Below are 22576 nucleotides of genomic sequence, written 5' to 3' on the forward strand. Positions count from 1 at the left end.
CGGCATCCGATTCCCCCCTCGGGTGCGCGGGCAGGCAAGATGGGGACGTGACCCTCATCGATCAGCTGCCGAAGACCGCCGACCCCGACGCCCTCTACGAAGCCTTCGAGTCGTGGGCCCAGGAACGCGGTCTCACCCTCTACCCGCATCAGGAGGAGGCGCTCATCGAGGTGGTCTCCGGCGCGAATGTGATCGTGTCGACGCCCACCGGCTCCGGCAAGAGCATGATCGCGGCGGGCGCGCACTTCGCGGCCCTCGCCCGGGACGAGGTCACCTTCTACACGGCCCCGATCAAGGCGCTGGTCTCGGAGAAGTTCTTCGAGCTGTGCAAGATCTTCGGCACCGAGAACGTCGGCATGCTCACCGGCGACGCGTCGGTGAACGCCGACGCCCCCGTCATCTGCTGCACCGCCGAGGTGCTGGCGTCCATCGCGCTGCGCGACGGCAAGCACGCCGACGTGGGCCAGGTCGTGATGGACGAGTTCCACTTCTACGCTGAGGCCGACCGCGGCTGGGCCTGGCAGATCCCGATCCTGGAGCTGCCGCAGGCCCAGTTCATCCTGATGTCGGCGACGCTCGGCGACGTCGCGATGTTCGAGAAGGACCTCACGCGGCGCACCGGCCGCCCCACCTCGGTGGTCCGCTCGGCGACCCGTCCGGTGCCGCTCTCCTACGAGTACGTCCTGACCCCGCTGACGGAGACGCTCACGGAGCTGCTCGCCACCAAGCAGGCTCCCGTCTACATCGTGCACTTCACGCAGGCGCAGGCCGTGGAGCGGGCGCAGGCGCTGATGAGCATCAACATGTGCACGCGGGAGGAGAAGGACCAGATCGCCGAGCTGATCGGCAACTTCCGCTTCACCACCAAGTTCGGCCGCAACCTCTCCCGTTACGTGCGGCACGGCATCGGTGTGCACCACGCCGGCATGCTGCCCAAGTACCGGCGCCTGGTGGAGAAGCTGGCCCAGGCCGGTCTCCTGAAGGTCATCTGCGGCACGGACACGCTCGGCGTCGGCGTCAACGTCCCCATTCGCACAGTGCTGTTCACCGCGCTCACGAAGTACGACGGCAGCCGGGTGCGGACGCTGCGGGCCCGTGAGTTCCACCAGATCGCGGGCCGCGCCGGACGAGCCGGCTTCGACACGGCGGGCTTCGTGGTGGCGCAGGCGCCCGAGCACGTCATCGAGAACGAGAAGGCGCTCGCCAAGGCCGGCGACGACCCGAAGAAGCGCCGCAAGGTGGTCCGCAAGAAGGCCCCCGAGGGGTTCGTCGGCTGGACGGACAACACGTTCGAGAAGCTCATCGCCTCCGACCCGGAACCGCTCACCTCCCGCTTCCGGGTCACCCACACGATGCTGCTGTCGGTGATCGCCCGGCCGGGCAACGCCTTCGAGGCGATGCGCCATCTGCTGGAGGACAACCACGAGCCCCGCAAGCAGCAGCTGCGGCACATCCGCCGCGCGATCGCGATCTACCGTTCCCTCCTCGACGGCGGCATCGTCGAGAAGCTCGACCAGCCGGACGCCGAGGGCCGCATCGTCCGTCTGACGGTCGATCTCCAGCAGGACTTCGCGCTCAACCAGCCGCTGTCCACCTTCGCGCTGGCCGCATTCGAGCTGCTGGACCCGGAGTCGCCGTCGTACGCCCTGGACATGGTGTCCGTCGTCGAGTCGACACTGGACGATCCTCGGCAGATCCTCGCCGCCCAGCAGAACAAGGCGCGCGGTGAGGCCGTGGCCGCGATGAAGGCGGACGGTGTCGAGTACGAGGAGCGCATGGAGCGGCTCCAGGACGTCAGCTACCCCAAGCCGCTGGAAGAGCTGCTCTTCCACGCGTACAACACGTACCGCAAGAGTCATCCCTGGGTCGGTGACCATCCGCTGTCGCCGAAGTCGGTGATCCGGGACATGTACGAACGGGCCATGTCCTTCACGGAGTTGGTCTCCTACTACGAGCTGGCGCGCACCGAGGGCATCGTGCTGCGCTACCTCGCCGGCGCCTACAAGGCCCTCGACCACACCGTCCCCGACGACCTGAAGTCGGAGGACCTTCAGGACTTGATCGAGTGGCTCGGCGAGATGGTGCGGCAGGTCGACTCCAGCCTTCTCGACGAGTGGGAGCAGCTGGCCAACCCCGAGACGATGACGGCCGAGGAGGCGCAGGAGAAGGCCGACCAGGTCAAGCCGGTCACCTCCAACGCGCGCGCCTTCCGCGTCCTCGTCCGCAACGCCATGTTCCGCCGTGTCGAGCTCGCCGCCCTCGACCATGTGGACGAGCTGGGCGAGATGGACGCCGAGTCCGGCTGGGACGCCGAGCGGTGGGGCGAGGCGATGGACAAGTACTGGGACGAGTACGAAGAGCTCGGCACCGGTCCCGACGCCCGCGGCCCCCGGCTGCTGATGATCGAGGAGGAGCCGCAGAACGGGCTGTGGCGCGTCCGCCAGACCTTCGCCGACCCGAACAGCGATCATGACTGGGGCATCAGCGCCGAGGTCGACCTCGCGGCCTCCGACGCCGAGGGACGCGCCATCGTCAAGGTCACCGACGTCGGTCAGCTGTGAGCACAGGAGAGGCCAGTACATGACGACCAACCCCGCCGAGCGGCTCGTCGACCTGCTCGACCTGGAGCAGATCGAGGTCAACATCTTCCGTGGGCGCAGCCCGCAGGAGTCCCTGCAGCGGGTCTTCGGCGGCCAGGTCGCCGGCCAGGCCCTGGTCGCGGCCGGGCGTACCACGGAGGGCGACCGGCCGGTGCATTCGCTGCACGCGTACTTCCTGCGCCCGGGCCGTCCGGGGGTGCCGATCGTGTACCAGGTCGAGCGGGTCCGCGACGGGCGGTCGTTCACCACGCGCCGGGTCACCGCCGTGCAGCAGGGCCGCACGATCTTCAATCTGACCGCCTCCTTCCACAAGCCCGAAGAGGGAAGCTTCGAGCACCAGTTGCCGCCGGCCCGTAAGGTGCCGGACCCCGAGTCGCTGCCGACAGTGACGCAGGAGATCACCGAGCATCTGGGTACGCTCCCCGAGCAGTTGGAGCGCATGGCCCGCCGTCAGCCCTTCGACATCCGGTATGTCGACCGGCTGCGCTGGACCCCCGAGGAGGTCGAGAACGCCGAGCCGCGCAGCGCGGTGTGGATGCGGGCCGTGGGCCCCCTCGGCGACGACCCGCTCGTCCACACCTGCGCGCTGACGTACGCCAGCGACATGACCCTTCTGGATGCCGTCCGCATCCCGGTGGAACCCCTGTGGGGACCGCGCGGATTCGACATGGCGTCGCTGGACCACGCCATGTGGTTCCACCGGCCGTTCCGCACGGACGAGTGGTTCCTGTACGACCAGGAGTCCCCGATCGCGGTGGGCGGCCGTGGGCTGGCGCGCGGCCGTATCTACGACCTCGAGGGGCGTCTGCTCGTGTCGGTCGTCCAGGAGGGGTTGTTCCGGAAGCTCGGCGCCTGACCGACGGTCACTCCGCGGCCGACCTACCGGTCAGGGGCGTCTGCGCCGGAGCCACCCGAACAGGCCTCGTCGCCTCTTGGAGCCTGTGGCCGTCGGCGGCCGCCGTTTCTCTGGACGCCTCACGCCGTCGGGCAGGTGCGGCGCATGCCGTGCGGCCACGACGAGGGGTGCCTCATGCCCGGCGGAAGGTGCCGGCGCCGGCACCTTCCGCCGGGGCCTCGGCGCGAGCCGGTGGGCGCGGGCCTCGATGAGGGACTGCTGGAGGTCCGTCCGCAACCACTCGATCTCATCGGGGTCGTCCGCCGTCATGATCCGCGCGGTGATCCGGGCGGCGGGCGAGTCCGGTACGCCGTGGTCGGCCTCGGCGGGCCGGTGGCGGTCCAAGTAAGCCCGCTCGTAGGGGTCCTTGACGATCTCCGCGACCTGGAGCGGATCGAGGAGAGAGGCCGGGGCTGCGGCGCGCCTCCAGGGGTCGTCGGCCTGCCGCAGCAGGAATCCGAGATGACGTCCTCGCCAGTTCCGGGGGCGCAGGTCCAGCCCCGCGTCCAGCTGGGCCCTCAGCTCCTCCGGGATACGGCCCTTCAGCCACCGGGCGTTCGCCTCGTCGGCCGCGAACTGCCGTAGTTCCTCCGCCAGATACAGCCACACCACGGCGTGGTAGCGGTTCAGATGGAACGTGACCGGTGTGACCATCCCCAGCCGCGCGAGACGCATGAACCGGGCGACCGGCACGCCCAGAATCTCGCCGGCAACCTTGGAGCCCGCGGTCTCGACCCGCTTCCGCAGAGCTTCCGCGAAGCCCTTCTCTGCACGGAGCCGGTCGATCTCCGTCCGGGTGATCCGACGGCCTCCGCCTCCGTCGTCGACGACTGTGCGCAGACATCCGAGTTGCACGGCGAGGTCGAGCTCGCCCCGTTTCAGGCCCAGTTCACGTGCGGCACGGCTCAGTGCGAGGGTGCGACCGCTCGTCCCGACCGGTGCCGGGGCGACGATCGGCGTGGTGAGTGTGGTGCTGGGTTCGGTGGTCGTGGCGTGCGTGGCGGACTGCGTGATGGTGTTGCCGGACATGGCGGTCTCCCCCGTGCGGTGTCGTGCTCGCGCTGGTCTCGCGCTCGCCTCGGGAAAAACCGTAGCCCGTTCGCCGAAAGTCGTGGCGGGCCTGTGGATAACTCGGCCGCGACAGCGAAACCCGCAGGTCAGCGATCCATCGCTGCCGAATGTTCCGGCTGTCGGGCGTCCACTCGGAGGTGTTCACCGACGCGGTTCACCAGCAGGGTCATCTCGTAGGCGATCTGACCGATGTCCGCCTCCGCGGCGCTGAGCACGCACAGGCAGCTGCCTGGTCCGGCCGCGGTGACGAACAGCACCGCGTCGTCGAACTCGATCATCGTCTGCCGTACGTCACCGGCGCCGAAGTGACGGCCCGAGCCCTTGGCCAGGCTGTGCAGTCCCGACGAGACAGCGGCGAGGTGCTCGGAGTCCTCGCGCCGCAGCCCGGTGCTCGCCGCAGTGACCAGTCCGTCGTTGGACAGCACCAAGGCGTGCCGTATGGGTTCCACGCGCTCGGTCAGGTCGTCCAGCAGCCAACCGAGGCCCGCGTTCTGCACCATTGTTCGTACTCCCCGTTTCGTCGTCCCCCCTGGCTAGGAGGATCCGACGATTCAGCCTTCCCCACTGGTGCCGTCGGAGCAAGCAGGATGGGGACATGGCGAGGAAGATGACCGACAAGGATTGGCGGGCCTTCGTCTCGCACGGAACTCGTACCGGCGGAATCGGCGGCCGTCCGCGCTGACGGGCGCCCTCACATCATGCCGATCCGGTTCTCGCCGGACAGCGACCCCGCGCTCTTCAACACCGGAAACAACAGCGTCAAGGGACGGAAACCGGCCAGGGGCCGCTGTCGCCGCCCGTTCATCCCACGGAGTCGAGCAACCGGGCGGTGTGCATCCGTCCGGCGTACTCGACGAGCCGTATCAGCACTTCCTTCCCGGAGTCCCGGTCCCGGGCGTCGCAGAGGACCACGGGAGTGCCCTGGTCGAGGTCGAGAGCGCGGGAGACGTCGTGGGCGCCGTACGCGCGGGCTCCCGAGAAGCAGTTGACGGCGACCACGAAAGGGATGTGCCGGTGCTCGAAGTAGTCCACGGCCGGGAAGCAGTCCTGGAGTCGCCTCGTGTCCGCGAGGACGACAGCGCCTAACGCTCCCTGTGCCAACTCGTCCCACAGGAACCAGAACCGGTCCTGCCCGGGCGTGCCGAACAGGTAGAGCGCGAGCCCGGACCTGATGGTGATGCGGCCGAAGTCCATGGCGACGGTGGTGGTGACCTTCTGGTCCACCCCGTCGGTGTCGTCCACCGACTGGCCCATCTCGCTCAGGAGTTCCTCGGTGCGCAGCGGCCTGATCTCACTGACTGCGCCGACCAGGGTGGTCTTGCCCACGCCGAATCCGCCGGCGACAAGGATCTTCAACGCCAGGGCGCCCGTGTCGCCGTCTGCCGCATCGGAGTGTTCGGAGTGTTCGGAGACCATCGATCACTTCTCTCGGGAGTGTGGGCCGCGGTCGACAGCAGTAGGGCTGTGCGGAGTCAGCATCATGGCAACTGCCGCTCTTCTGTGTGCCGTTGGACCGCTATTTCGTGCCACCGACTGTTTCGTACCTGTTCGGTGTCCGGTTTGATGCACAAGTCGGTACGGGACGGGCCCGGGTGATTGTTCATCTACAGCGCCCTGAGTCCCTCGATCACCTCGCGCAGGATCCGCTCGTCCGGCAGCTGCGCGGGCGGTACGGGGCGGCTGACGGTGACGCAGCCCCGTTCCAGGAGGTCGCCGAGGAGCACCCGCACCACGCCGACAAGCAGGTCGGCGCCCGCGGCGAGCTCGGCGACCGACTGGGTCTCGCTACGGCACAGTTCGATGAGCGTGCGGTGTTCCGGACCGAGTGAGGTGTCGTCGTCGACGCCGGGTGCGCCGGTGTCGAGCGAGACCAGCGCGATCAGGTCGAAACTGACCCCGCTCGGACCGGGCTCGGTACGGCCGCCCGTCATGGCGTAGGGGCGGACGAGCGGCCCGGCCTCGTTGTCGTACCACTGACTGCCCGGCGGCTCGTGCGATGCGCCTGTGCTGCCCTCGGACATGAGCACGGCCCGTCCCTGGGTCATCCGGCCGCGGGCGGGCGCGCGCCGGCGCGGGTCGGTGTGCGGAGGTGCTCGCCGACGCGTTTCACCAGCCGCGCCATCTCGTAGGCCACCAACCCGATGTCGGCGGTGACGGAGGTGAGAACGGCGAGGCAGGAGCCGTCTCCGGCGGCCGCCACGAAAAGGAAGCCGTCGTCCATCTCCACCATGGTCTGGCGTACGCCGCCGGCGCCGAAGTGCCGGCCCGCTCCCTTGGCCAGGCTGTGGAAGCCGGAGGCCACGGCGGCGAGGTGCTCGGCGTCCTCGCGTTCGAGGTCGTTGGAGGCGCCGACCGCGAGTCCGTCGTTGGACAGCACCACGGCATGCCGTACCTCGTGTACGCGCATCACCAAGTCGTCCAGCAGCCAGTCGAGTTCACCGGACCGCTCGGTGGCCCTGGTGCTCGGGTCCTGGATCATGCGGGGTCTCCTTCGCTGCTGTCGCTGCCCGTCGCGGGGCTGTGGGTGACGCCTCGGCCGGGTGCCCTGCCGCCGCCTCGCGCCCAGCCGTCGCTGTAGGCCGCCATGCGGTCTCGTACGAGTTCCGGAGTGCGTGCGTCGTCCGCCCGGAGGGTTTCCGCCGGCGCGGGTTGCCCGGTTGGCTGTTCGCGCAGCTGGGGCGCGAGGTTGGCCTGGCGTACGCGGCGCGGCAGTTCGTCGGTGCGTTCCGGTTCCGGCGAGGGGCGGTGGGGCCGCAGGGTCGTGACGCCGGGCGGCGGTTCCGGTGGACCGTCCGTCGTGGTCTGCCTGGCGGAGGCGACGGGGGCCATCAGCGCGCGCCGGTCGGTGGACTGTGCGACGGGTTCCTGAGCCACGGCTGCGGGCACGCGCGCGTACGCGCGTTCCTCGGGCTGCGGGCGCGCTTCGGCGGCAGCCCGGGGGGAACGTTCCGTCACGCCGCTGTGCAGCAGGGTGGTGGGGAGGAGGACCACCGCGGTGGTACCGCCGTAGGGCGAGGTCCGCAGGTGGACCTTGATGCCGTGGCGGGCGGAGAGTCGGCTCACCACGAACAGGCCGAGTTGGTCGCTGTCGAACAGGTCGAGGGCCTCGGACTGTTCGATCCGGCGATTGGCCTCCGCGAGGGTCTCCTTGCCCATGCCGAGTCCCCGGTCCTCGACCTCCACGGCGTAGCCGTTGCCGACCGGCTCCCCGGTGATCCGCACGCGCGTGTGGGGCGGCGAGAACTGGGCGGCATTCTCCACGAGTTCGGCCAGGAGGTGGGTGAGGTCGGCGACCGCGGTGCCGACGATCTTCGCCTCGGGGAGTTGTCGTACCTCCACGCGCGCGTAGTCCTCGATTTCGGAGACGGCCGCGCGGACCACGTTCGTCAGCGAGACGGGCATGCGCCAGGCGCGTCCGGGGGCGGCTCCGGAGAGGATGATCAGGCTCTCCGCATGGCGCCTCATCCGGGTGGTGAGGTGGTCGAGCCGGAAGAGGTCGCTGAGTTCGTCGGGGTCGTCGGAGCGGCGTTCCATGCTGTCCAGCAGGCTCAGTTGGCGGTGCACGAGGACCTGGCTGCGGCGGGCGAGGTTGACGAAGACCCCGGAGATGCCGCTGGCCAGTTCGGCGCGCTCGACCGCCGCGCGGAGGGCCGCTCGGTGCACGGTGCCGAGGGCCTCGGCGACCTGGCCGGTCTCGTCCTCCGCGGGTGGCCCGGGCGGGGCCTCGGTGTTGACGTCGATCTCCTCTCCGGCGCGCAGTCTCCGCATGGCGTGGGGCAGTTTGCGGCGGGCGATCTCCAGGGCGCCGTTGCGCAGGCTCACCAGCTCGACGACCAAGCCGCGTCCGATGCGTACGGAGATGACGAGGGAGGCGGCGACGGCGGCGAGACCGAGGAGCACCGCGGCTCCGGCGGGGGTGAGCAGGGCCCGGGTGAACGGGTCGGCCCGGTCGGCGACCTCACGACCGGCGTCCGCCTCGATGCCCCGCATGTCGTCCTGCACGCGCGCATGGAGGGACTTCCAGGCGGCTTCGGGAGCGGCGTGGAGCGCTTGGGCACCGGGGTGGCTCGCGAGCACCTCGTCCTCGACGGCGCGCAGGTCGGCGTAAGCGCCTCCTCCGGCGAGTTCCTGCCAGGCGGCTCGTTCGGGGCCACGCAGATCGGCGCCGGCCGCTTCGGTCAGGGTGCGGCGGGTGTCGACGGCGCCGGTGAACAGGCGCAGCCTCTCTCGGTCGAGGGTACCGGCGAGGCGGGCACCGGCCAGGAGCGCGTCCTCCTGGGCCAGAGCCTCGGCCGCGCGGGAGAACTCGAGCAGCACGCGGGCGTCGGAGCCGAGAGCGGCGTCCTGGATGCCGGTGAGCGCGCCGCCCACGCCGAAGGCCGTGGAGATGGTCGTGGTGTACCGCTCGTACGTCTCGGCCCAGCCGGTGCGGCGGTCGAGCACCGAGGTCCGCAGCGCACCCAGTTGTTCGGCTCCGGTGACGAAGCCGGCGAGGCGTTCGGCCACTCCGGCGGGGAGGTCGGTGCCGTCGGCGACGGTGTGCCGGTCGCCCAGGCGCAGTGCGGCGACGGCACGGTCGCTGCGCTGCGACAGCCTCCGCAGCGCGCTCTCCCGCTCCGTGGAGGGCCGGGTGGCGTACCGTACGGCGGCCACGCGCTCGGCCTGGAGTGCGGTGACGGCGTCGGCCACCGGGGCGCGTACAGAGGCGTCGACGCGTTGCGACTGCCGGAAGCGGGCGACGTCCTGGGCGGTGGTGACGGTGGCGTACGCCCACAGGGCGAGCAGGGAGACGACGGGCACCATCAGCAGGCAGACGATCTTGGCCCGGACGGTGCGGGGGCGTATGTGCCGGCGTCCCGCGCGCGTGGGCGGTCCGGTCGTCGGGGCACCACCGGACTCGTCGGGGTCGAGGCGCTCGTCGGCCGGGGGTCCGGCGTGGGCGCGGCGGCCGCGTAGCGCGGGCTGGGGCGGCACCTCGGCGCCGGCTGTCGGGGTCCTGCGGACGGTACGCATGGCCTCCTCGTTCGGAGTGGTTCGGGTCGGTCCTCGACTGCCGTCGGGCGCGGCTAGTGGGTGGCTGCGTTCTCGACCGGCCTCTGGGCCGACGCGGATGCCTCGCGTTCCCCGGCGGTCGGCGACAGCGCGACGAACGCCGAGGTGAGGAAGAGGTAGGACCCGAGGCCGACGGCGAGGGGGAAGATGAACTGCATCGCCGTGGCCCCGGGCAGGACTTCACCGGACGGAGTGACCTCCACGCGCACCGCCCACATCGCGGTGTAATGCATGCTGCTCACCGCTCCGCCCATGACCAGGGAGGCGACGGTGACCGCGAGCGGCGACTTGATGTGGAGTGCCGCCCACAGGGCCGCGGTCGCCGCGACCACCGCGATCACGACGGAGAGCGCGACGAGCGCCGGGTCGTAGGTCACGTCGCCGTGCATGCGTACGGCCGCCATGCCCAGGTAGTGCATGCTCGCGACGCCCAGGCCGGTGGTGAGCCCGCCCAGGAAGAGCGCCCGGGCGCGGTCCCGGCTGTAGCCGACGGCGAAGACGCCGGCGCAGACCACGATCATGGCGACGAGGAGGCTCAGGATCGTCAGTGGCACGTTGTAGCGGATCTCGGTGCCGCTGACGCCGAAGCCGAGCATCGCCACGAAGTGCATGGTCCAGATGCCGGTGCCGATCGCCGACGCCGCGGTGACGAGCCAGTTGCGGCGGGACCTGCCGGTGGTACCGAGCGCGCGCACTGTGCAGCGCAGTCCGAGTGCGGCGCCGATGGAGGCCATGACGTACGACAGCACGGGGGTCAGCCAGCCGAAGGTGGCGTGGTCCAGGTGTCCCATGGCTCCGGGACGCTAGTGGGGGCACGGGAGCACACAGGGGGCGCATTTCGAAAGGTGGTAAAATATGGCGCATATATGCGCTGGAACGATCGCCTCCCGTCCGAACGTGCGCGTCACTCCTCAGTCGTGCCGGTGAGGGATCATGCGGAGCATGAGCGACGACCACACACACGTCCAGGAATTCTTCGCCGCCCGGGCCGCCGACTGGGACGCCCGGTTCCCGGACGACGGGCCCGCCTACGCCGCCGCGGTCGCCGAGCTCGGCCTGCGCGAGGGTGACCGCGTGCTCGACGCGGGGTGCGGCACGGGACGGGCCCTGACGCCGTTGCGTGCCGCCGTGGGGCCCTCCGGAGTGGTGCTCGGGGCCGATCTGACACCCGCCATGCTGGAGGCCGCCGTTCGGGCCGGGCGGGATCGCGACGGGCAGTTGCTGCTCGCCGACGTGGCCGGGCTCCCGTTGCGCACGGAGTCGTTGGACGCGGTGTTCGCCGCAGGACTCATCGCGCATCTGCCGAGCCCCGCCGAGAATCTGCGGGAATTGGCGCGGGTGGTCCGGCCGGGCGGCACGCTGGCGCTCTTCCATCCCATCGGCCGGGCGGCGCTCGCGGCGCGCCAGGGGCGGCAGATCACCCCGGAGGACCTGCGCGCGGAGAAGAACCTCGGTCCGCTGCTGGCCGGTTCGGGCTGGCGCATGACGTCGTACGTCGACGAGGAGACCCGTTTCCTCGCACTCGCCGCACGCGTCGGCTGAGCGCCGGGGCCACCCCGGGAGGGCCGCGCCGCGCAGATCCTGAACCCGTCGTTCCAGCGCTTCACCACGCCGCCCCTCTTCTGCGGCCGCAGCTCCGTCTCTACGTTGAGTAGGAACAGGCGAACGAGCTGTGATACCGACTCGGGGGGTAGGTAGACCATATGTTCGACAGTCTTCGTAAGTCCTTCGGCAGATTCCTCGACTCGTCGCGCGCGGAGACGACCGCGCGGGAGGCGAAGCGCACACACAACCTGTTCGAGGCGGCCGCCGCCTACATCTCGGCGTGCGCCGAGGACGACCAGGAACAGATCGACGAGGCCGTGACGTGGGTGTCGCCCGAGGCCCTGTCGTTCGGGGTGAGCGAGCTGGCGTGCCGGGCGGTCATCGCGCTCGCGCGGGAGCGGGACGAGTCGCCGCAGACGGTGGCACGGTCACTTCTGGGGCTGCCCGCCGCCTGAACGAGTGAGGGTCATCGGCCGATTCGCCCTGTCCACCCGAGACCTGCAGCTCCGCACGGGGTTCACGCTCGTGACAAGGGCCCGCCGGGCGCATTAGGGTGCGCCGACGGACGAGCGAGAGCGATGGGAGGCCGGCATGGCCGGGACGGACGACACCGTCATCGCCGGGGACGACGACGCGCTGTATGTGCTGACGGCGGTACTGCTCACGCCCGCGAACTTCCCCAGTGTGCTGGGCGACGACTATCCAGAAGCCTGCGCGGCCCTCGATCTCGCACCGCTCGCCGACGGGTACGGAATCGTCCTGGGCCAGGACGGCGACGGCGCCCGGTGGACGGTGGCGGTCGACGACGTGTCACTGGTCGCCGTGGCCATCGCGTCGTGGGACTGCGGCATGGAGTACGACCTGTCGCCCGACGAGGACTCGGTCGTGGCCGCGCTGCCCGGCTGGCCGCTCGCGGTCGCCGTGGCCGCCCCGGGGGTGCCCGCTCCGCACGACCCCGACCCGGAGGTCTCGGACCGGCCGCCGTTGAGTCCGCCGGACACGGGCACCTGGGGTCCCGCCCAGCGGCGTCTGGGCGCCGACGAGATCGCGCTGCAGTGGTCCATGTGGCGGGAGCAGATCGCCGACGACGCGTTCGCCGGGCAGGACGGCACGAGCCAGGCGGCAACCAGTGCCGCGACGGGGGCCGGGAACACGACCGACGCAGGGAAGGACGACGGCACCCCTCGTACGGGCATCCGTCGCGTGCTCGCGGAGGCACGCGCGTATGTGGAGTCACCGCCGCCGCTCGGGCGCGTCCGCTCCTCGTTCGCGCCGGGCGATGCGCGGACGCTCCGTGCCGACGGTCCCGGCTGGTCGATGGTGGCCAGGACCGACGACATCGCGTTCGTCCTGCTCGACGAAGAGCCGGGCGAAGTGCTGCCGGTGGGCCGGGGCCCGGAACTGCCCGGTCTTCTGGAGTCCCTCGACAAGATCGCGGTACGCCCCAACTGAGTCCATGTGCCTCACCGGCCCGCACGGGCGGGCCGGTGGCACCTCAGCGGCCGAGCTCCTTGCGGCCCACCCGGCGCAGCCTGCGCCGCTGTGAGGGGTCCAGCGCGAGGTACGCGGCCGTGGGGATCCCCAGGACTATCAGGAGATTGGCCCAGAAGGGGAAGGGCAACAGGATCAGCAGGACGATCCCGATTGCCGCACCCCCCGCGACGATCTTCGTACTCTTCGACATCTCCGTCGCCTCCTTCGCGGCCACTGCCGCTCTCTGTCCTGAGAACGGGATCGAGCTCTCCGCAGTTCCGGACCACGACCCTGACGCATCCCTGAGTCGAACCCCCGTACAACCCTGAGATGCCCCTGCCACCGAGCGGGAGAAGTGACCCACATCACTCCCTAGCATGCCTTCCGGACGTTTGAAGTGATGTATAATCGGCGATTCTTGCTCAGTAGTCAAATTTGAGGAGTCCAGCATCCCTGTGCCGACGAACCCCGTGGCAACCCCCTTCGACGTCTCCGGGCTGACTGGCTGCCGTGCCGTTTTCGTGGCTGCGGACCCTGCCCGTACCGGCCGCGTCGCCTTCTGGCGACCGGACGGCCCGACACCGCCTCTGGTCGCGCACGGCTCCACCGCGGAGCTGACGGTCGTGCTGCCCGGCGACGAGGGCGTCGAGCCGGTGTCGGTGCCCGCAGTGTCGCTCCCGGTGCGCGCAGCGCTTCCGGTGCTCACGCGCGCGCGTGCCGCCGCGGGCGCCCACCGGTCGACGGCCTTCTGGGGCACGGCCGCCGTGCTGGCGCTGCAACTCGCCGCGCGGGGACTGCTGTTGCCCGGCGTCACCGCGAGCGGCCGTGACGCCTGGAGGACGGGCCCGCTGCGTGCGGAGGACCTGGACCGGGTTCGCGAACTGGCGGCCGCGATGCCACCCGAGGCGCACGCGGTGCCCGTGGACCACCGCATGCCGTTGCGGCTGCCCGATCCCGAGCGGCTGCTGCGCGACTTCCTCGACGCGGTCGTGGACTCGCTGCCCCGCTCCCCCGCCGCGAGCGTCGCTGTGGGCGGACCGGCCTTCGCCGCCCGGGAACCGCAGTACGTGCCCGAGCAGCGCGTCTGGGCCGCCGATGTCGCCGCAGGGCACGACGCCGGGGTCCGTGTCTCGCTGCGCGTCGAGATCCCCGGCCTCGCCTCGGCACAGGCCGACCAGTCGGCCGGGACGAGGCTGTCGTTCCGTGCCGTCCCGCAGGTGCACAGCGTGAGCGACCCGGCGCTCGTCGCGGACGCCTCCGCCGTGTGGGCCGGCGCCGAGGCGTTCGGCCCGCGCGCCCGCATGGACGCCCTGCTCGCGCTGCGCCGCGCGGCCCGCGCCTGGGCCCCGCTCACCCCGCTGCTCTCGGCCGCGGTGCCGGACTCCGTGGAGCTCGCCGACGAGGAGGTCACCGAGCTGCTCGGCGAGGGCGCCCGGCTGCTGGCGGCAGCCGGCGTCGACGTGCACTGGCCCAAGGAGCTGGCGCGCGAGTTGACCGCCCGCGCGGTCATCGGCCCGCCGGACGACGAGCAGGGACCTGACAAAGCCGCGTCGGACACCCCGTCGTTCCTGTCCGCCGACGCGCTGCTCGCCTTCGACTGGTGGTTCGCGCTCGGCGACCAGCGGCTCACCCGGCAGGAGCTGGACCGGCTCGCGGAGGCGAACCGCCCGATGGTGCGGTTGCGCGACCAGTGGGTCCTGGTGGACCCGGAGGCGATCCGCCACGCCCGTGCGCAGCAGGACCGCAAGGTCTCACCCGTCGACGCCCTCAGTGCCGCTCTGACGGGTTCCACGGAGGTCGACGGCCGGATGGTCGACGTACGGCCGACGGGGTGGCTGGCGACGCTGCGGGAGCGTCTGTCGGACCCCGAGGGGCAGGAGCCGGTGGGGCAGCCGTCCGGGCTCGCCGCGACACTGCGGGACTACCAGCTGCGGGGCCTCAACTGGTTGGCCCGGATGACCTCCCTGGGACTGGGCGGCTGTCTGGCCGACGACATGGGTCTCGGCAAGACGATCACCCTGATCGCCCTGCATCTGCACCGGCAGTCCGACGCCTCGTCGGCGGGCCCCACCCTCGTGGTCTGTCCGGCCTCGCTGATGGGCAACTGGCAGCGGGAGATCGAGAAGTTCGCGCCCGGTGTGCCGGTGCGCCGCTTCCACGGGTCCCGGCGCAGCCTGGACGGGCTCGCCGACGCGGAGTTCGTCCTCACCACGTACGGCACGATGCGGCTCGACGCGCCGCGGCTCGGTGACGTGCCGTGGGGCATGGTCGTGGCGGACGAGGCACAGCACGTGAAGAACCCGTACTCCGACACGGCGAAGGAGCTGCGCACGATCGGGGCACGCGCGCGTGTGGCGCTCACCGGCACTCCGGTGGAGAACAACCTGTCCGAGCTGTGGGCGATCCTCGACTGGACCACTCCGGGCCTCCTCGGCAGGCTCGGCACCTTCCGCACCCGGTACGCCCAGGCCGTCGAGGGCAGCCGGGATCCCGCCGCGGCGGAGCGGCTCTCCCGTCTCGTGCGGCCGTTCCTGCTGCGCCGCCGCAAGTCGGACCCGGGCATCGCGCCGGAACTCCCGCCGAAGACCGAGACCGACCGCGCCGTGTCGCTCACCAGGGAACAGGTGGGCCTGTACGAGGCGTTGGTCCGCGAGACCATGGCGGAGATCGCCGCCGCCGACGGCATGGAGCGGCGCGGACTGATCGTGAAGCTGCTGACCGGGCTCAAGCAGATCTGCAACCACCCCGCGCAGTTCCTCAAGGAGGAGCGGCCCCGGATTCCTGGCAGATCGGGGAAATTGGAGCTGCTGGACGAACTGCTGGACACCATCCTCTCCGAGGGGGCGAGCGTTCTGGTGTTCACGCAGTACGTGCAGATGGCACGTCTTCTGGAACGCCATCTCGCGGCGCGCGGGGTGCCGACGCGGTTCCTGCACGGCGGAACGCCGGTCCCCGCGCGCGAGGCGATGGTCGAGCGCTTCCAGGAGGGCGAAGTGCCCGTCTTCCTGCTGTCGTTGAAGGCCGCCGGCACGGGTCTGAACCTGACGCGTGCCGAGCATGTGGTGCATTACGACCGCTGGTGGAACCCGGCCGTCGAGGCGCAGGCCACGGACCGGGCGTACCGCATCGGTCAGACGCGGCCGGTGCAGGTGCACCGGCTGATCACGGAGGGAACGATCGAGGACCGCATCGCGGACATGCTGTTGCGCAAGCGGGAGCTGGCCGACGCGGTGCTCGGTGTCGGTGACGCGGCGCTCACCGAGTTGTCCGACGCCGACCTGGCCGATCTGGTGGAGCTTCGAGGGGGCGCGCGATGACAGAACACACCGGGCAGGACGAAGAGCGCACGTTCGAGGCGCTGGCCCCCGTGCGCGGGCGGGGTTTCGCTCAGACGTGGTGGGGCCGGGCCTGGCTGAAGGCCCTGGAGGACGCGGCGCTGGACGGGGAGCAGGTGAAGGCGGGGCGCAGGCTCGCGCGCGCGGGAGCCGTGGGCGCGGTGTCGGTGCGCCCCGGGCGGGTCACGACCGTCGTCCAGGACCGTGACGGCACCGGCCATCGCGCCGACGTCCTGCTCCAGGAGCTGTCCGAGGATCACTGGGGCCGTTTCCTGGGCATGGCGGTCGAGCGGGCCGGACACATCGCCGCGCTGCTCGACCGTGAGATGCCACCGCATCTGGTCGAGGACGCCGCGGCGGCGGGAGTCGACCTGCTGCCGGGGCTCGGTGATCTGGAGGCGGAGTGCGACTGCGGCGCCTGGGACCACTGCGGGCACACCGCGGCCCTCTGCTACCAGGTGGCGCGGCTGCTGGACCAGGACCCGTTCGTCCTGCTGCTGATGCGGGGCCGCGCCGAGCGCCCGCTCCTGGACGAACTCCAGGTCCGCAGCATCGCCCCCGCGACGGACGAGCAGGAGGCTCCGGAAGGCCTCCAGGACGGCCTGGACGCCGCCGAGGCGTACGCGGCCGGGGACATCCTTCCGCCACTCCCCGAGCCGCCCCCGCTGCCCGTGGAGCCCGGTCTGCCGCCTTCCCTGGACACCGAGGTCCCGCCCGCGCCCGGCGTGGACCCGGCAGCGCCCGGCGTGGACCCGGCAGCGCTCGAGTTCCTGGCGGCGCGGACGGCTCTGGAGGCGCACCGGATGCTGGCCGAGGCTCTCCGGCCCGGGCACGAGCGGCAGCCCGTGGACAACGAGTTGACGCTCCATCAGGACGCGGTGCGCCTTGCCGCCGGTGATCCGGAGTCGAGCATCGTGGCACGGCTCGCCCAGGGGTCCGCGCATGACCGGGAAGGGCTGGCGCTCGCCGTCCGTGCCTGGCGGTACGGCGGGGTGGCCGCTCTCGCCGTACTCGACGAGGAATGGCACGTACAGGCGGAATCACTGGCACGCGCGCGTGCCGCTCTGGAGACGGCCTGGGACGAGGATCAGCGGCCTCCGCTGCGCTCCGCGCACAACAGGTGGACCGTGATCGGCGGCTCGGCCCAGCTGCGCCTCGGACGGGACGGCCGGTGGTGGCCCTACCGCAAGGAGAGGGGCCGCTGGGCACCCGCGGGCCCGGCCGCCCATGATCCGGCGACGGCACTGGCTTCGGCCAGCGCAGAGGCCGACACCTGAGGCTCGTCCTGGGCGAGCCCCTGATGCCGCACGCGCGCGGGGGCGACATGCGGTCCCGCGCGCGTGGGGACCTCCTCACGCCGGCGGCTTGGTGAGCTTGCGCTCGCCGTCCACGTCGGCGGAGAGACCGCAGGCCACGTTGTCGATGCCGATGTCGTAGCCCGAGGAGGCGGGACACCGCACGAGGGTGCCGCGTACGGTGTCGGCGGGTTGCTCGGCCGCCTTGCGCTCCAGGGTCTCCTCGCAGAGGGCCGATGCCGCTTCCTTCGGGGCGGCATCACCGGCGAAGCTGCCCCGCAGTTCGGCCACCTCGACCACTTCGGCGTCGTGGGGTTCGCCGCACGAGCGTGGGGTCGCCCGGCCGGGGCGGCCGGCGTCGGTGTAGAAGCAGTCGTCCGTCTGAAGCATCTCGTACGGCACCTCGTCGCCGACCGGGGCCGGGAAGAGCGAGTCGAGGTCGCTGGGAAACCCGCTGGGCAGTTCGCCGGGGAGGTCCGAGGGGAGCGACGGAAGGTCGCTGGGCAGCCGGGACGGGAGGCTCAGCGACGGGGTGGGCGTAGGGCTCTTGCTGCGGCCGGTCTCACCCGGCGGTTTCTCGTCCGGCGCCCCCTCGCCCCCGGTGGCCACCAGCACCACGGCGGCGACGGCGCCCAGGGCGATGATCACGGCCAGCACGATGAGCATGAGGGTGCGGCGCCCGCCGGGTGGGCCACCGCTCTGTGGAGGCGGACCGAAGCCTCCGGGCGGCGGTGTGTGTCCCCCGGTTGGGTCGTCCGATGGCGGGCCGTAGCCCCCTGGCGGCGGCCCGAACCCTCCGCCGTTCGGCGGCGGCCCGAACCCTCCGCCGTTCGACGGCGGCGGGGTGCCATCCGGCGGCCGAGGAGGCTGGGACGGTAACGGCGGCATGCCCATACCGACCAGAGTCACCGCGAACCGGTCAAGGCGCGAGCCCTGCGCGGGAGTTGATACGGACTCATGCCATGGATCGCATGATTCCGGAGAATTCCGCGCAGGGATCGGCCAAGAGAGGCGCAGGAGCCGGCCGCGACAGGCGGAGGCCCCTGCCGCTTCAGCGGAAAAGGGCCTCCCACGCGCGCGTGATCAGCCGCGCGCGCCCAGCAGGTGGTCCATCGCCAGCTGGTCGAGCTGCTCGAAGGCCATGCCACGAGCGGCGGCGGCCTCCGCGTCGAACTCCTCGAAGGCCGTACGGTCCGCGAGCAGGGCCTGCAGGCCGTCGGCGGCCGTGGGCTGGGCCAGCTGGTCCAGCCGTGCGGCGCGCAGGGCCTCCTGGACCGCCGGGTCCGCGCGGAAGGCGGTCGCGCGCTCCTTGAGGATGAGGTAGTTGCGCATGCAGCCCGCGGCCGACGCCCATACACCGTCGAAGTCCTCGGTGCGCGGGGGCTTGAAGTCGAAGTGCTTCGGGCCCGCGTAACCGGCGCTCTCCAGGAGGTCGACCAGCCAGAAGGCCGAGCGCAGGTCGCCCGCGCCGAAGCGGAGGTCCTGGTCGTACTTGATGCCGGACTGGCCGTTGAGGTCGATGTGGAAGAGCTTGCCCGCCCAGAGGGCCTGGGCGATGCCGTGCGGGAAGTTCAGCCCGGCCATCTGCTCGTGGCCGACCTCGGGGTTCACGCCGTACAGCTCCGGGCGCTCCAGGCGCTCGATGAAGGCCAGGGCGTGGCCGACCGTGGGGAGCAGGATGTCGCCGCGCGGCTCGTTCGGCTTGGGCTCGATCGCGAACTTCAGGTCGTAGCCCTGGGAGGTCACGTACTCGCCGAGGAGGTCGAAGGCCTCCTTCATCCGGTCGAGCGCGTCCCGGACGTCCTTGGCGGCGCCGGACTCGGCGCCTTCACGGCCGCCCCAGGCGACGTAGATCTTGGCGCCCAGCTCGACCGCCAGGTCGATGTTGCGGATCGTCTTCCGCAGCGCGTACCGGCGCACGTCGCGGTCGTTGGCGGTGAACGCGCCGTCCTTGAAGACGGGGTGCGTGAAGAGGTTGGTGGTGGCCATCGGCACGGTCATGCCGGTCGTGTCGAGGGCCGCGCGGAAGCGCTTGATGTGCTCCTCGCGCTCACTGTCCGAGGACCCGAAGGGGATCAGGTCGTCGTCGTGGAAGGTCACCCCGTAGGCGCCGAGTTCCGCCAGACGCTGCACCGACTCGACCGGGTCGAGGGCGCGCCGGGTGGCGTCGCCGAACGGGTCCCTTCCCTGCCAGCCGACGGTCCACAGGCCGAAGGTGAACCTGTCGTCGGGGGTGGGCTGGTAGTTCATGCCGCGGCTCCTTGCGCTCCGACTATTTCGTCATGGCGATTTACAAATTAGTATGCGGACGCGTCTCTGGGAAGACAAGATGTCGCCGACGGAGGCGTCAGCCGCGTCCGCGGCAGTCACGAGCCGCGTGAGAGGGAGAGCCCGATGTCAGCAGCCGAGGGTCCGCTCGTCGTCGGTGTGGACTCGTCCACACAGTCCACCAAGGCCCTGGTCGTCGACGCGTCGACCGGACGGGTGGTGGCGAGCGGGCAGGCGCCGCACACCGTGTCCGCCGGGGCGGGCCGGGAGAGCGATCCGCGCCGGTGGTGGGACGCGCTGTGCGATGCGCTGCACCAGTGCGGGGAGGCGGCGCGCGAGGCCTCGGCGGTGTCGATCGGCGGCCAGCAGCACGGCCTCGTCACCCTCGACGCCGGGGGCGAGCCGGTCCGCCCGGCCCTGCTGTGGAACGACGTGCGCTCGGCACCGCAGGCCGCCCGCCTGGTGGAGGAGCTGGGCGGCGCGAAGGCCTGGGCGGAGCGCACCGGGAGCGTGCCCGGCGCGTCCTTCACCGTCACGAAGTGGGCTTGGCTGGCTGAGAACGAGCCCGAGGCGGTCCGCGCGACCGCGGCCGTACGGCTGCCGCACGACTACCTCACCGAGCGCCTCACCGGCCAGGGCACGACCGACCGCGGTGACGCCTCCGGAACGGGGTGGTGGGCGTCCGCGACCGAGGCGTACGACGCGGAGGTCCTCGCACATGTGGGGCTGGACCAGGCGCTGCTGCCCCGTGTGGTCCGGCCGGGTGAGGTGGCCGGAACCGTACGGGACGCCCATGACCTGCCGTTCTCCAAGGGCACCCTGGTCGCCGCCGGTACGGGTGACAACGCGGCCGCCGCACTGGGGCTCGGGCTGCGCCCGGGCACCCCGGTGCTGAGCCTCGGCACCTCGGGCACGGTGTACGCCGTTTCCCGGCGCCGCCCAGCGGACCCGACCGGCACGGTGGCGGGCTTCGCCGACGCGCACGGGGACTGGCTGCCGCTGGCCTGCACCCTGAACTGCACCCAGGCCGTCGACCGTGTCGCCACCTTGCTGGGGCTGGACCGTGAGGCCGTGGAGCCCGGCACGAGCGTCACTCTGCTCCCCTACCTGGACGGCGAGCGCACCCCGGCCCTGCCGCACGCCTCGGGCCTGCTGCACGGGCTCCGCCACGACACGACCGGCGGGCAGCTGCTCCAGGCCGCGTACGACGGTGCCGTCCACTCACTGCTCGGCGCCCTCGACCTGGTGCTCGACGCCGACGCGGACACCTCCGCACCGCTGCTGCTCATCGGCGGCGGCGCACGGGGCACGGCCTGGCAGCAGACCGTACGCCGGCTGTCGGGGCGTGCCGTGCAGGTCCCCGAGGCCAGGGAACTGGTCGCGCTGGGCGCCGCCGCACAGGCCGCCGGACTGCTCACCGGCGAGGACCCGGCCGCGGTCGCCCGCCGCTGGGACACCACCCGCGGGCCGGTACTGGAGGCCGTGGAGCGGGACGAGGAGACGCTCGCCAGGATCGCCGGAGTGCTCTCCGACGCGGCACCGCTGCTGGCGCGCGAACCGGGCGGCGGCTGACGGGGCAAGGGGGCGCCTGAAGTGGGAAAATCCGATTCCGGCATGATCTACAGAACACCCACCAGGGCACGCCGACAGGAGCCGAGGGAGGCATGAGCGCACCGCTGCACGAGGCCCACCCGAGCGGCTCCGGCCGTCGCCTCCCCGACAACCAGCAGGGCATGCGCCGCCGCAACCTCTCCCGGGTCATGCACACCGTCAATGCCGAGGGGCCGCTGTCCCGGGCCGCCGTCGCCCAGCGCATCGGCCTGACCAGGGCCGCGGTGTCGACATTGGTGGACGAACTGATCCGCTCGGGGCTCCTGGAGGAGCTGGGCCCCGAGCGGCCCGGCCGGGTCGGACGGCCCGGATCGGCGCTCGCCCTGAGCGGACGGGGTCCCGCCGGGATCGGCGCGGAGATCGGGGTCGACCATCTCGCTGTCTGCGCCGTGGACCTGCGCGGTGCGGTGCGGGCGCGGGCGGTGCGGCACGGCACCAACCGCGGCCGACCGCCGGAGCCGGTCATCGACGAGCTGACCAAGCTCGTCCGACGGGTCGTCGCCGAGGCGGAAGGCGAGGGCCTGTGGCCCGCGGGTCTCGCGGTCGCCGTGCCCGGGCTGGTGGCCGGCGACGCCCGGACCGTGGTCCGCGCCCCCAACCTCGACTGGCACGACACGGACCTCGGCATGCTCCTGCCCGGCGATCTGCCGGTGATCGTGGACAACGAGGCCAACTTCGGCGGCCTCGCCGAACTCTGGCTCGGCGCCGGCACACCGTCCGACTTCCTGCATGTGTCCGCGGAGATCGGCATCGGTGGGGCGGTCGTCGTGGGCGGCCGACTGCTCCGGGGAACGCGCGGTTTCGCGGGCGAGTTGGGGCATGTGCCCGTACACCCCGAGGGTCCCGACTGCGCGTGCGGTGGACGCGGCTGTCTGGAGCAGTACGCCGGTGAGGAGGCCGTGTTGCAAGCGGCCGGGCTGGAACCGGGAGAGCACCGTGTCGAGTTCCTCGCCGAGCGGGCCGCCGCCGGTGACGAGGACGTGCACCGGGCCCTGCGCGGCGCCGGCACCGCGCTCGGCATCGCGCTGACCGGCGCGGTCAATCTGCTGGACCCGGAGAGCGTGGTGCTGGGCGGCGCCCTGGCCGCCCTCGCCCCCTGGCTGCTCCCGTCGCTGGAAAGCGAGTTGGCACGGCGGACGGCCGGGCCAGCGTGCGCGGTGACCGTGTCCCGGCTGGGCTCCGAGGGGCCGCTGCTCGGTGCGGCGCATTCGGTGGTGCGGGGTGTGCTGGACGATCCGGCGACGGTCGGGGTCCGGCCGTAGCGCAGCCGACGCACCTCGCAACTCACAGGCCTACGCGGCAATTCCCCCTGCCGGGTGACGAAGTTATCCACAACTCGCCGCTTTTCCACCGATCTCCACGCGCTCCGACGGCCCGATCGGCAATCGCCGTACCGTGATTCACGTGAGGCGCAGCCATTCGACCTGCGGA

General features: G+C 71.7%; 19 protein-coding genes and 1 pseudogene. 10 read left to right on the top strand and 10 right to left on the bottom strand.

The genetic code is table 11. From position 1 onward, the window contains the following. The first annotated feature begins 47 nt into the window (after positions 1 to 47). Entirely contained in the window at positions 48 to 2561 is a 2514-nt protein-coding gene (locus JIX55_RS07945) for a DEAD/DEAH box helicase (protein ID WP_257562568.1), read from the top strand. Between the two features lie 19 nt (positions 2562 to 2580). Continuing rightward, positions 2581 to 3456 carry an acyl-CoA thioesterase gene (locus JIX55_RS07950; RefSeq protein ID WP_257562569.1) on the top strand — a complete coding sequence of 292 codons (876 nt, stop codon included), beginning with the start codon at positions 2581 to 2583 and terminating at the stop codon, positions 3454 to 3456. Between the two features lie 30 nt (positions 3457 to 3486). On the opposite strand, the gene JIX55_RS07955 is transcribed toward JIX55_RS07950, so the two are convergent. Both JIX55_RS07955 and JIX55_RS07960 read right to left on the bottom strand, forming a co-directional pair. Next, the gene (locus tag JIX55_RS07955) at positions 3487 to 4524 is read right to left on the bottom strand and encodes a DUF6397 family protein (protein ID WP_257562570.1); all 1038 of its coding nucleotides are present in this window, start codon (positions 4522 to 4524) and stop codon (positions 3487 to 3489) included. A 128-nt stretch (positions 4525 to 4652) separates the two neighbouring features. Beyond that, positions 4653 to 5066, bottom strand: coding sequence for a roadblock/LC7 domain-containing protein (locus JIX55_RS07960; RefSeq protein ID WP_257562571.1), 414 nt, complete (start codon positions 5064 to 5066; stop codon positions 4653 to 4655). 95 nt (positions 5067 to 5161) lie between these two features. Between JIX55_RS07960 and JIX55_RS07965 the strand changes: the two are divergent. Next, positions 5162 to 5348, top strand: a pseudogene (locus tag JIX55_RS07965) (PPOX class F420-dependent enzyme); the annotation flags it as partial. Positions 5349 to 5367: 19 nt separating this feature from the next. Here the strand turns inward: JIX55_RS07965 and JIX55_RS07970 are convergent. From JIX55_RS07970 to JIX55_RS07990, 5 genes are all read right to left on the bottom strand, one after another. Next, positions 5368 to 5982, bottom strand: a complete 615-nt coding sequence (locus tag JIX55_RS07970) for a GTP-binding protein (protein WP_257562572.1) — start codon at positions 5980 to 5982, stop codon at positions 5368 to 5370. Positions 5983 to 6170: 188 nt separating this feature from the next. After that, a complete protein-coding gene (locus JIX55_RS07975; protein ID WP_257562573.1) occupies positions 6171 to 6587 on the bottom strand; it encodes a DUF742 domain-containing protein in 417 nt (138 codons plus the stop codon). Between the two features lie 20 nt (positions 6588 to 6607). Continuing rightward, positions 6608 to 7045, bottom strand: a complete 438-nt coding sequence (locus tag JIX55_RS07980; RefSeq protein WP_257562574.1) for a roadblock/LC7 domain-containing protein — start codon at positions 7043 to 7045, stop codon at positions 6608 to 6610. Then, the gene (locus JIX55_RS07985) at positions 7042 to 9579 is read right to left on the bottom strand and encodes a sensor histidine kinase (protein WP_257562575.1); all 2538 of its coding nucleotides are present in this window, start codon (positions 9577 to 9579) and stop codon (positions 7042 to 7044) included. Before JIX55_RS07985 ends, JIX55_RS07980 begins: the two co-directional genes overlap by 4 nt. 53 nt (positions 9580 to 9632) lie before the next feature. After that, positions 9633 to 10409: an MHYT domain-containing protein gene (locus tag JIX55_RS07990; RefSeq protein WP_257562576.1), complete on the bottom strand. Its 777-nt coding sequence runs from the start codon at positions 10407 to 10409 to the stop codon at positions 9633 to 9635. 151 nt (positions 10410 to 10560) lie between these two features. On the opposite strand from JIX55_RS07990, the gene JIX55_RS07995 reads away from it, so the two are divergent. The 3 genes from JIX55_RS07995 to JIX55_RS08005 all read left to right on the top strand — a co-directional run bounded on the left by JIX55_RS07995 (position 10561) and on the right by JIX55_RS08005 (position 12615). Continuing rightward, entirely contained in the window at positions 10561 to 11160 is a 600-nt protein-coding gene (locus tag JIX55_RS07995; RefSeq protein WP_257562577.1) for a class I SAM-dependent methyltransferase, read from the top strand. 161 nt (positions 11161 to 11321) lie between these two features. Continuing rightward, entirely contained in the window at positions 11322 to 11618 is a 297-nt protein-coding gene (locus JIX55_RS08000) for a hypothetical protein (RefSeq protein ID WP_257562578.1), read from the top strand. A 136-nt stretch (positions 11619 to 11754) separates the two neighbouring features. Next, positions 11755 to 12615: a hypothetical protein gene (locus JIX55_RS08005; RefSeq protein WP_257562579.1), complete on the top strand. Its 861-nt coding sequence runs from the start codon at positions 11755 to 11757 to the stop codon at positions 12613 to 12615. Between the two features lie 43 nt (positions 12616 to 12658). On the opposite strand, the gene JIX55_RS08010 is transcribed toward JIX55_RS08005, so the two are convergent. After that, positions 12659 to 12847: a hypothetical protein gene (locus tag JIX55_RS08010; RefSeq protein WP_037705135.1), complete on the bottom strand. Its 189-nt coding sequence runs from the start codon at positions 12845 to 12847 to the stop codon at positions 12659 to 12661. Between the two features lie 244 nt (positions 12848 to 13091). Between JIX55_RS08010 and JIX55_RS08015 the strand changes: the two genes are divergently transcribed. Continuing rightward, entirely contained in the window at positions 13092 to 15953 is a 2862-nt protein-coding gene (locus JIX55_RS08015; protein ID WP_257562580.1) for a DEAD/DEAH box helicase, read from the top strand. Next, positions 15950 to 17248, top strand: a complete 1299-nt coding sequence (locus JIX55_RS08020; RefSeq protein ID WP_257562581.1) for an SWF or SNF family helicase — start codon at positions 15950 to 15952, stop codon at positions 17246 to 17248. Before JIX55_RS08015 ends, JIX55_RS08020 begins: the two co-directional genes overlap by 4 nt. Before the next feature lie 75 nt (positions 17249 to 17323). On the opposite strand, the gene JIX55_RS08025 is transcribed toward JIX55_RS08020, so the two are convergent. Next, the gene (locus tag JIX55_RS08025; RefSeq protein ID WP_257562582.1) at positions 17324 to 17932 is read right to left on the bottom strand and encodes a hypothetical protein; all 609 of its coding nucleotides are present in this window, start codon (positions 17930 to 17932) and stop codon (positions 17324 to 17326) included. Positions 17933 to 18349: 417 nt separating this feature from the next. Continuing rightward, positions 18350 to 19516, bottom strand: a complete 1167-nt coding sequence (gene xylA, locus JIX55_RS08030; protein ID WP_257562583.1) for a xylose isomerase — start codon at positions 19514 to 19516, stop codon at positions 18350 to 18352. Between the two features lie 144 nt (positions 19517 to 19660). Between xylA and xylB the strand changes: the two genes are divergently transcribed. Beyond that, complete coding sequence (xylB, locus tag JIX55_RS08035; protein WP_257562584.1) at positions 19661 to 21106, top strand: xylulokinase; 1446 nt, start codon at positions 19661 to 19663, stop codon at positions 21104 to 21106. Between the two features lie 92 nt (positions 21107 to 21198). Then, positions 21199 to 22407 (top strand): ROK family transcriptional regulator, encoded by a 1209-nt coding sequence (locus tag JIX55_RS08040; RefSeq protein ID WP_257562585.1) that lies wholly within the window; start codon positions 21199 to 21201, stop codon positions 22405 to 22407. Positions 22408 to 22576 lie beyond the last annotated feature (169 nt).

This window comes from Streptomyces sp. DSM 40750, assembly GCF_024612035.1.
Taxonomy (GTDB): Bacteria; Actinomycetota; Actinomycetes; order Streptomycetales; family Streptomycetaceae; genus Streptomyces.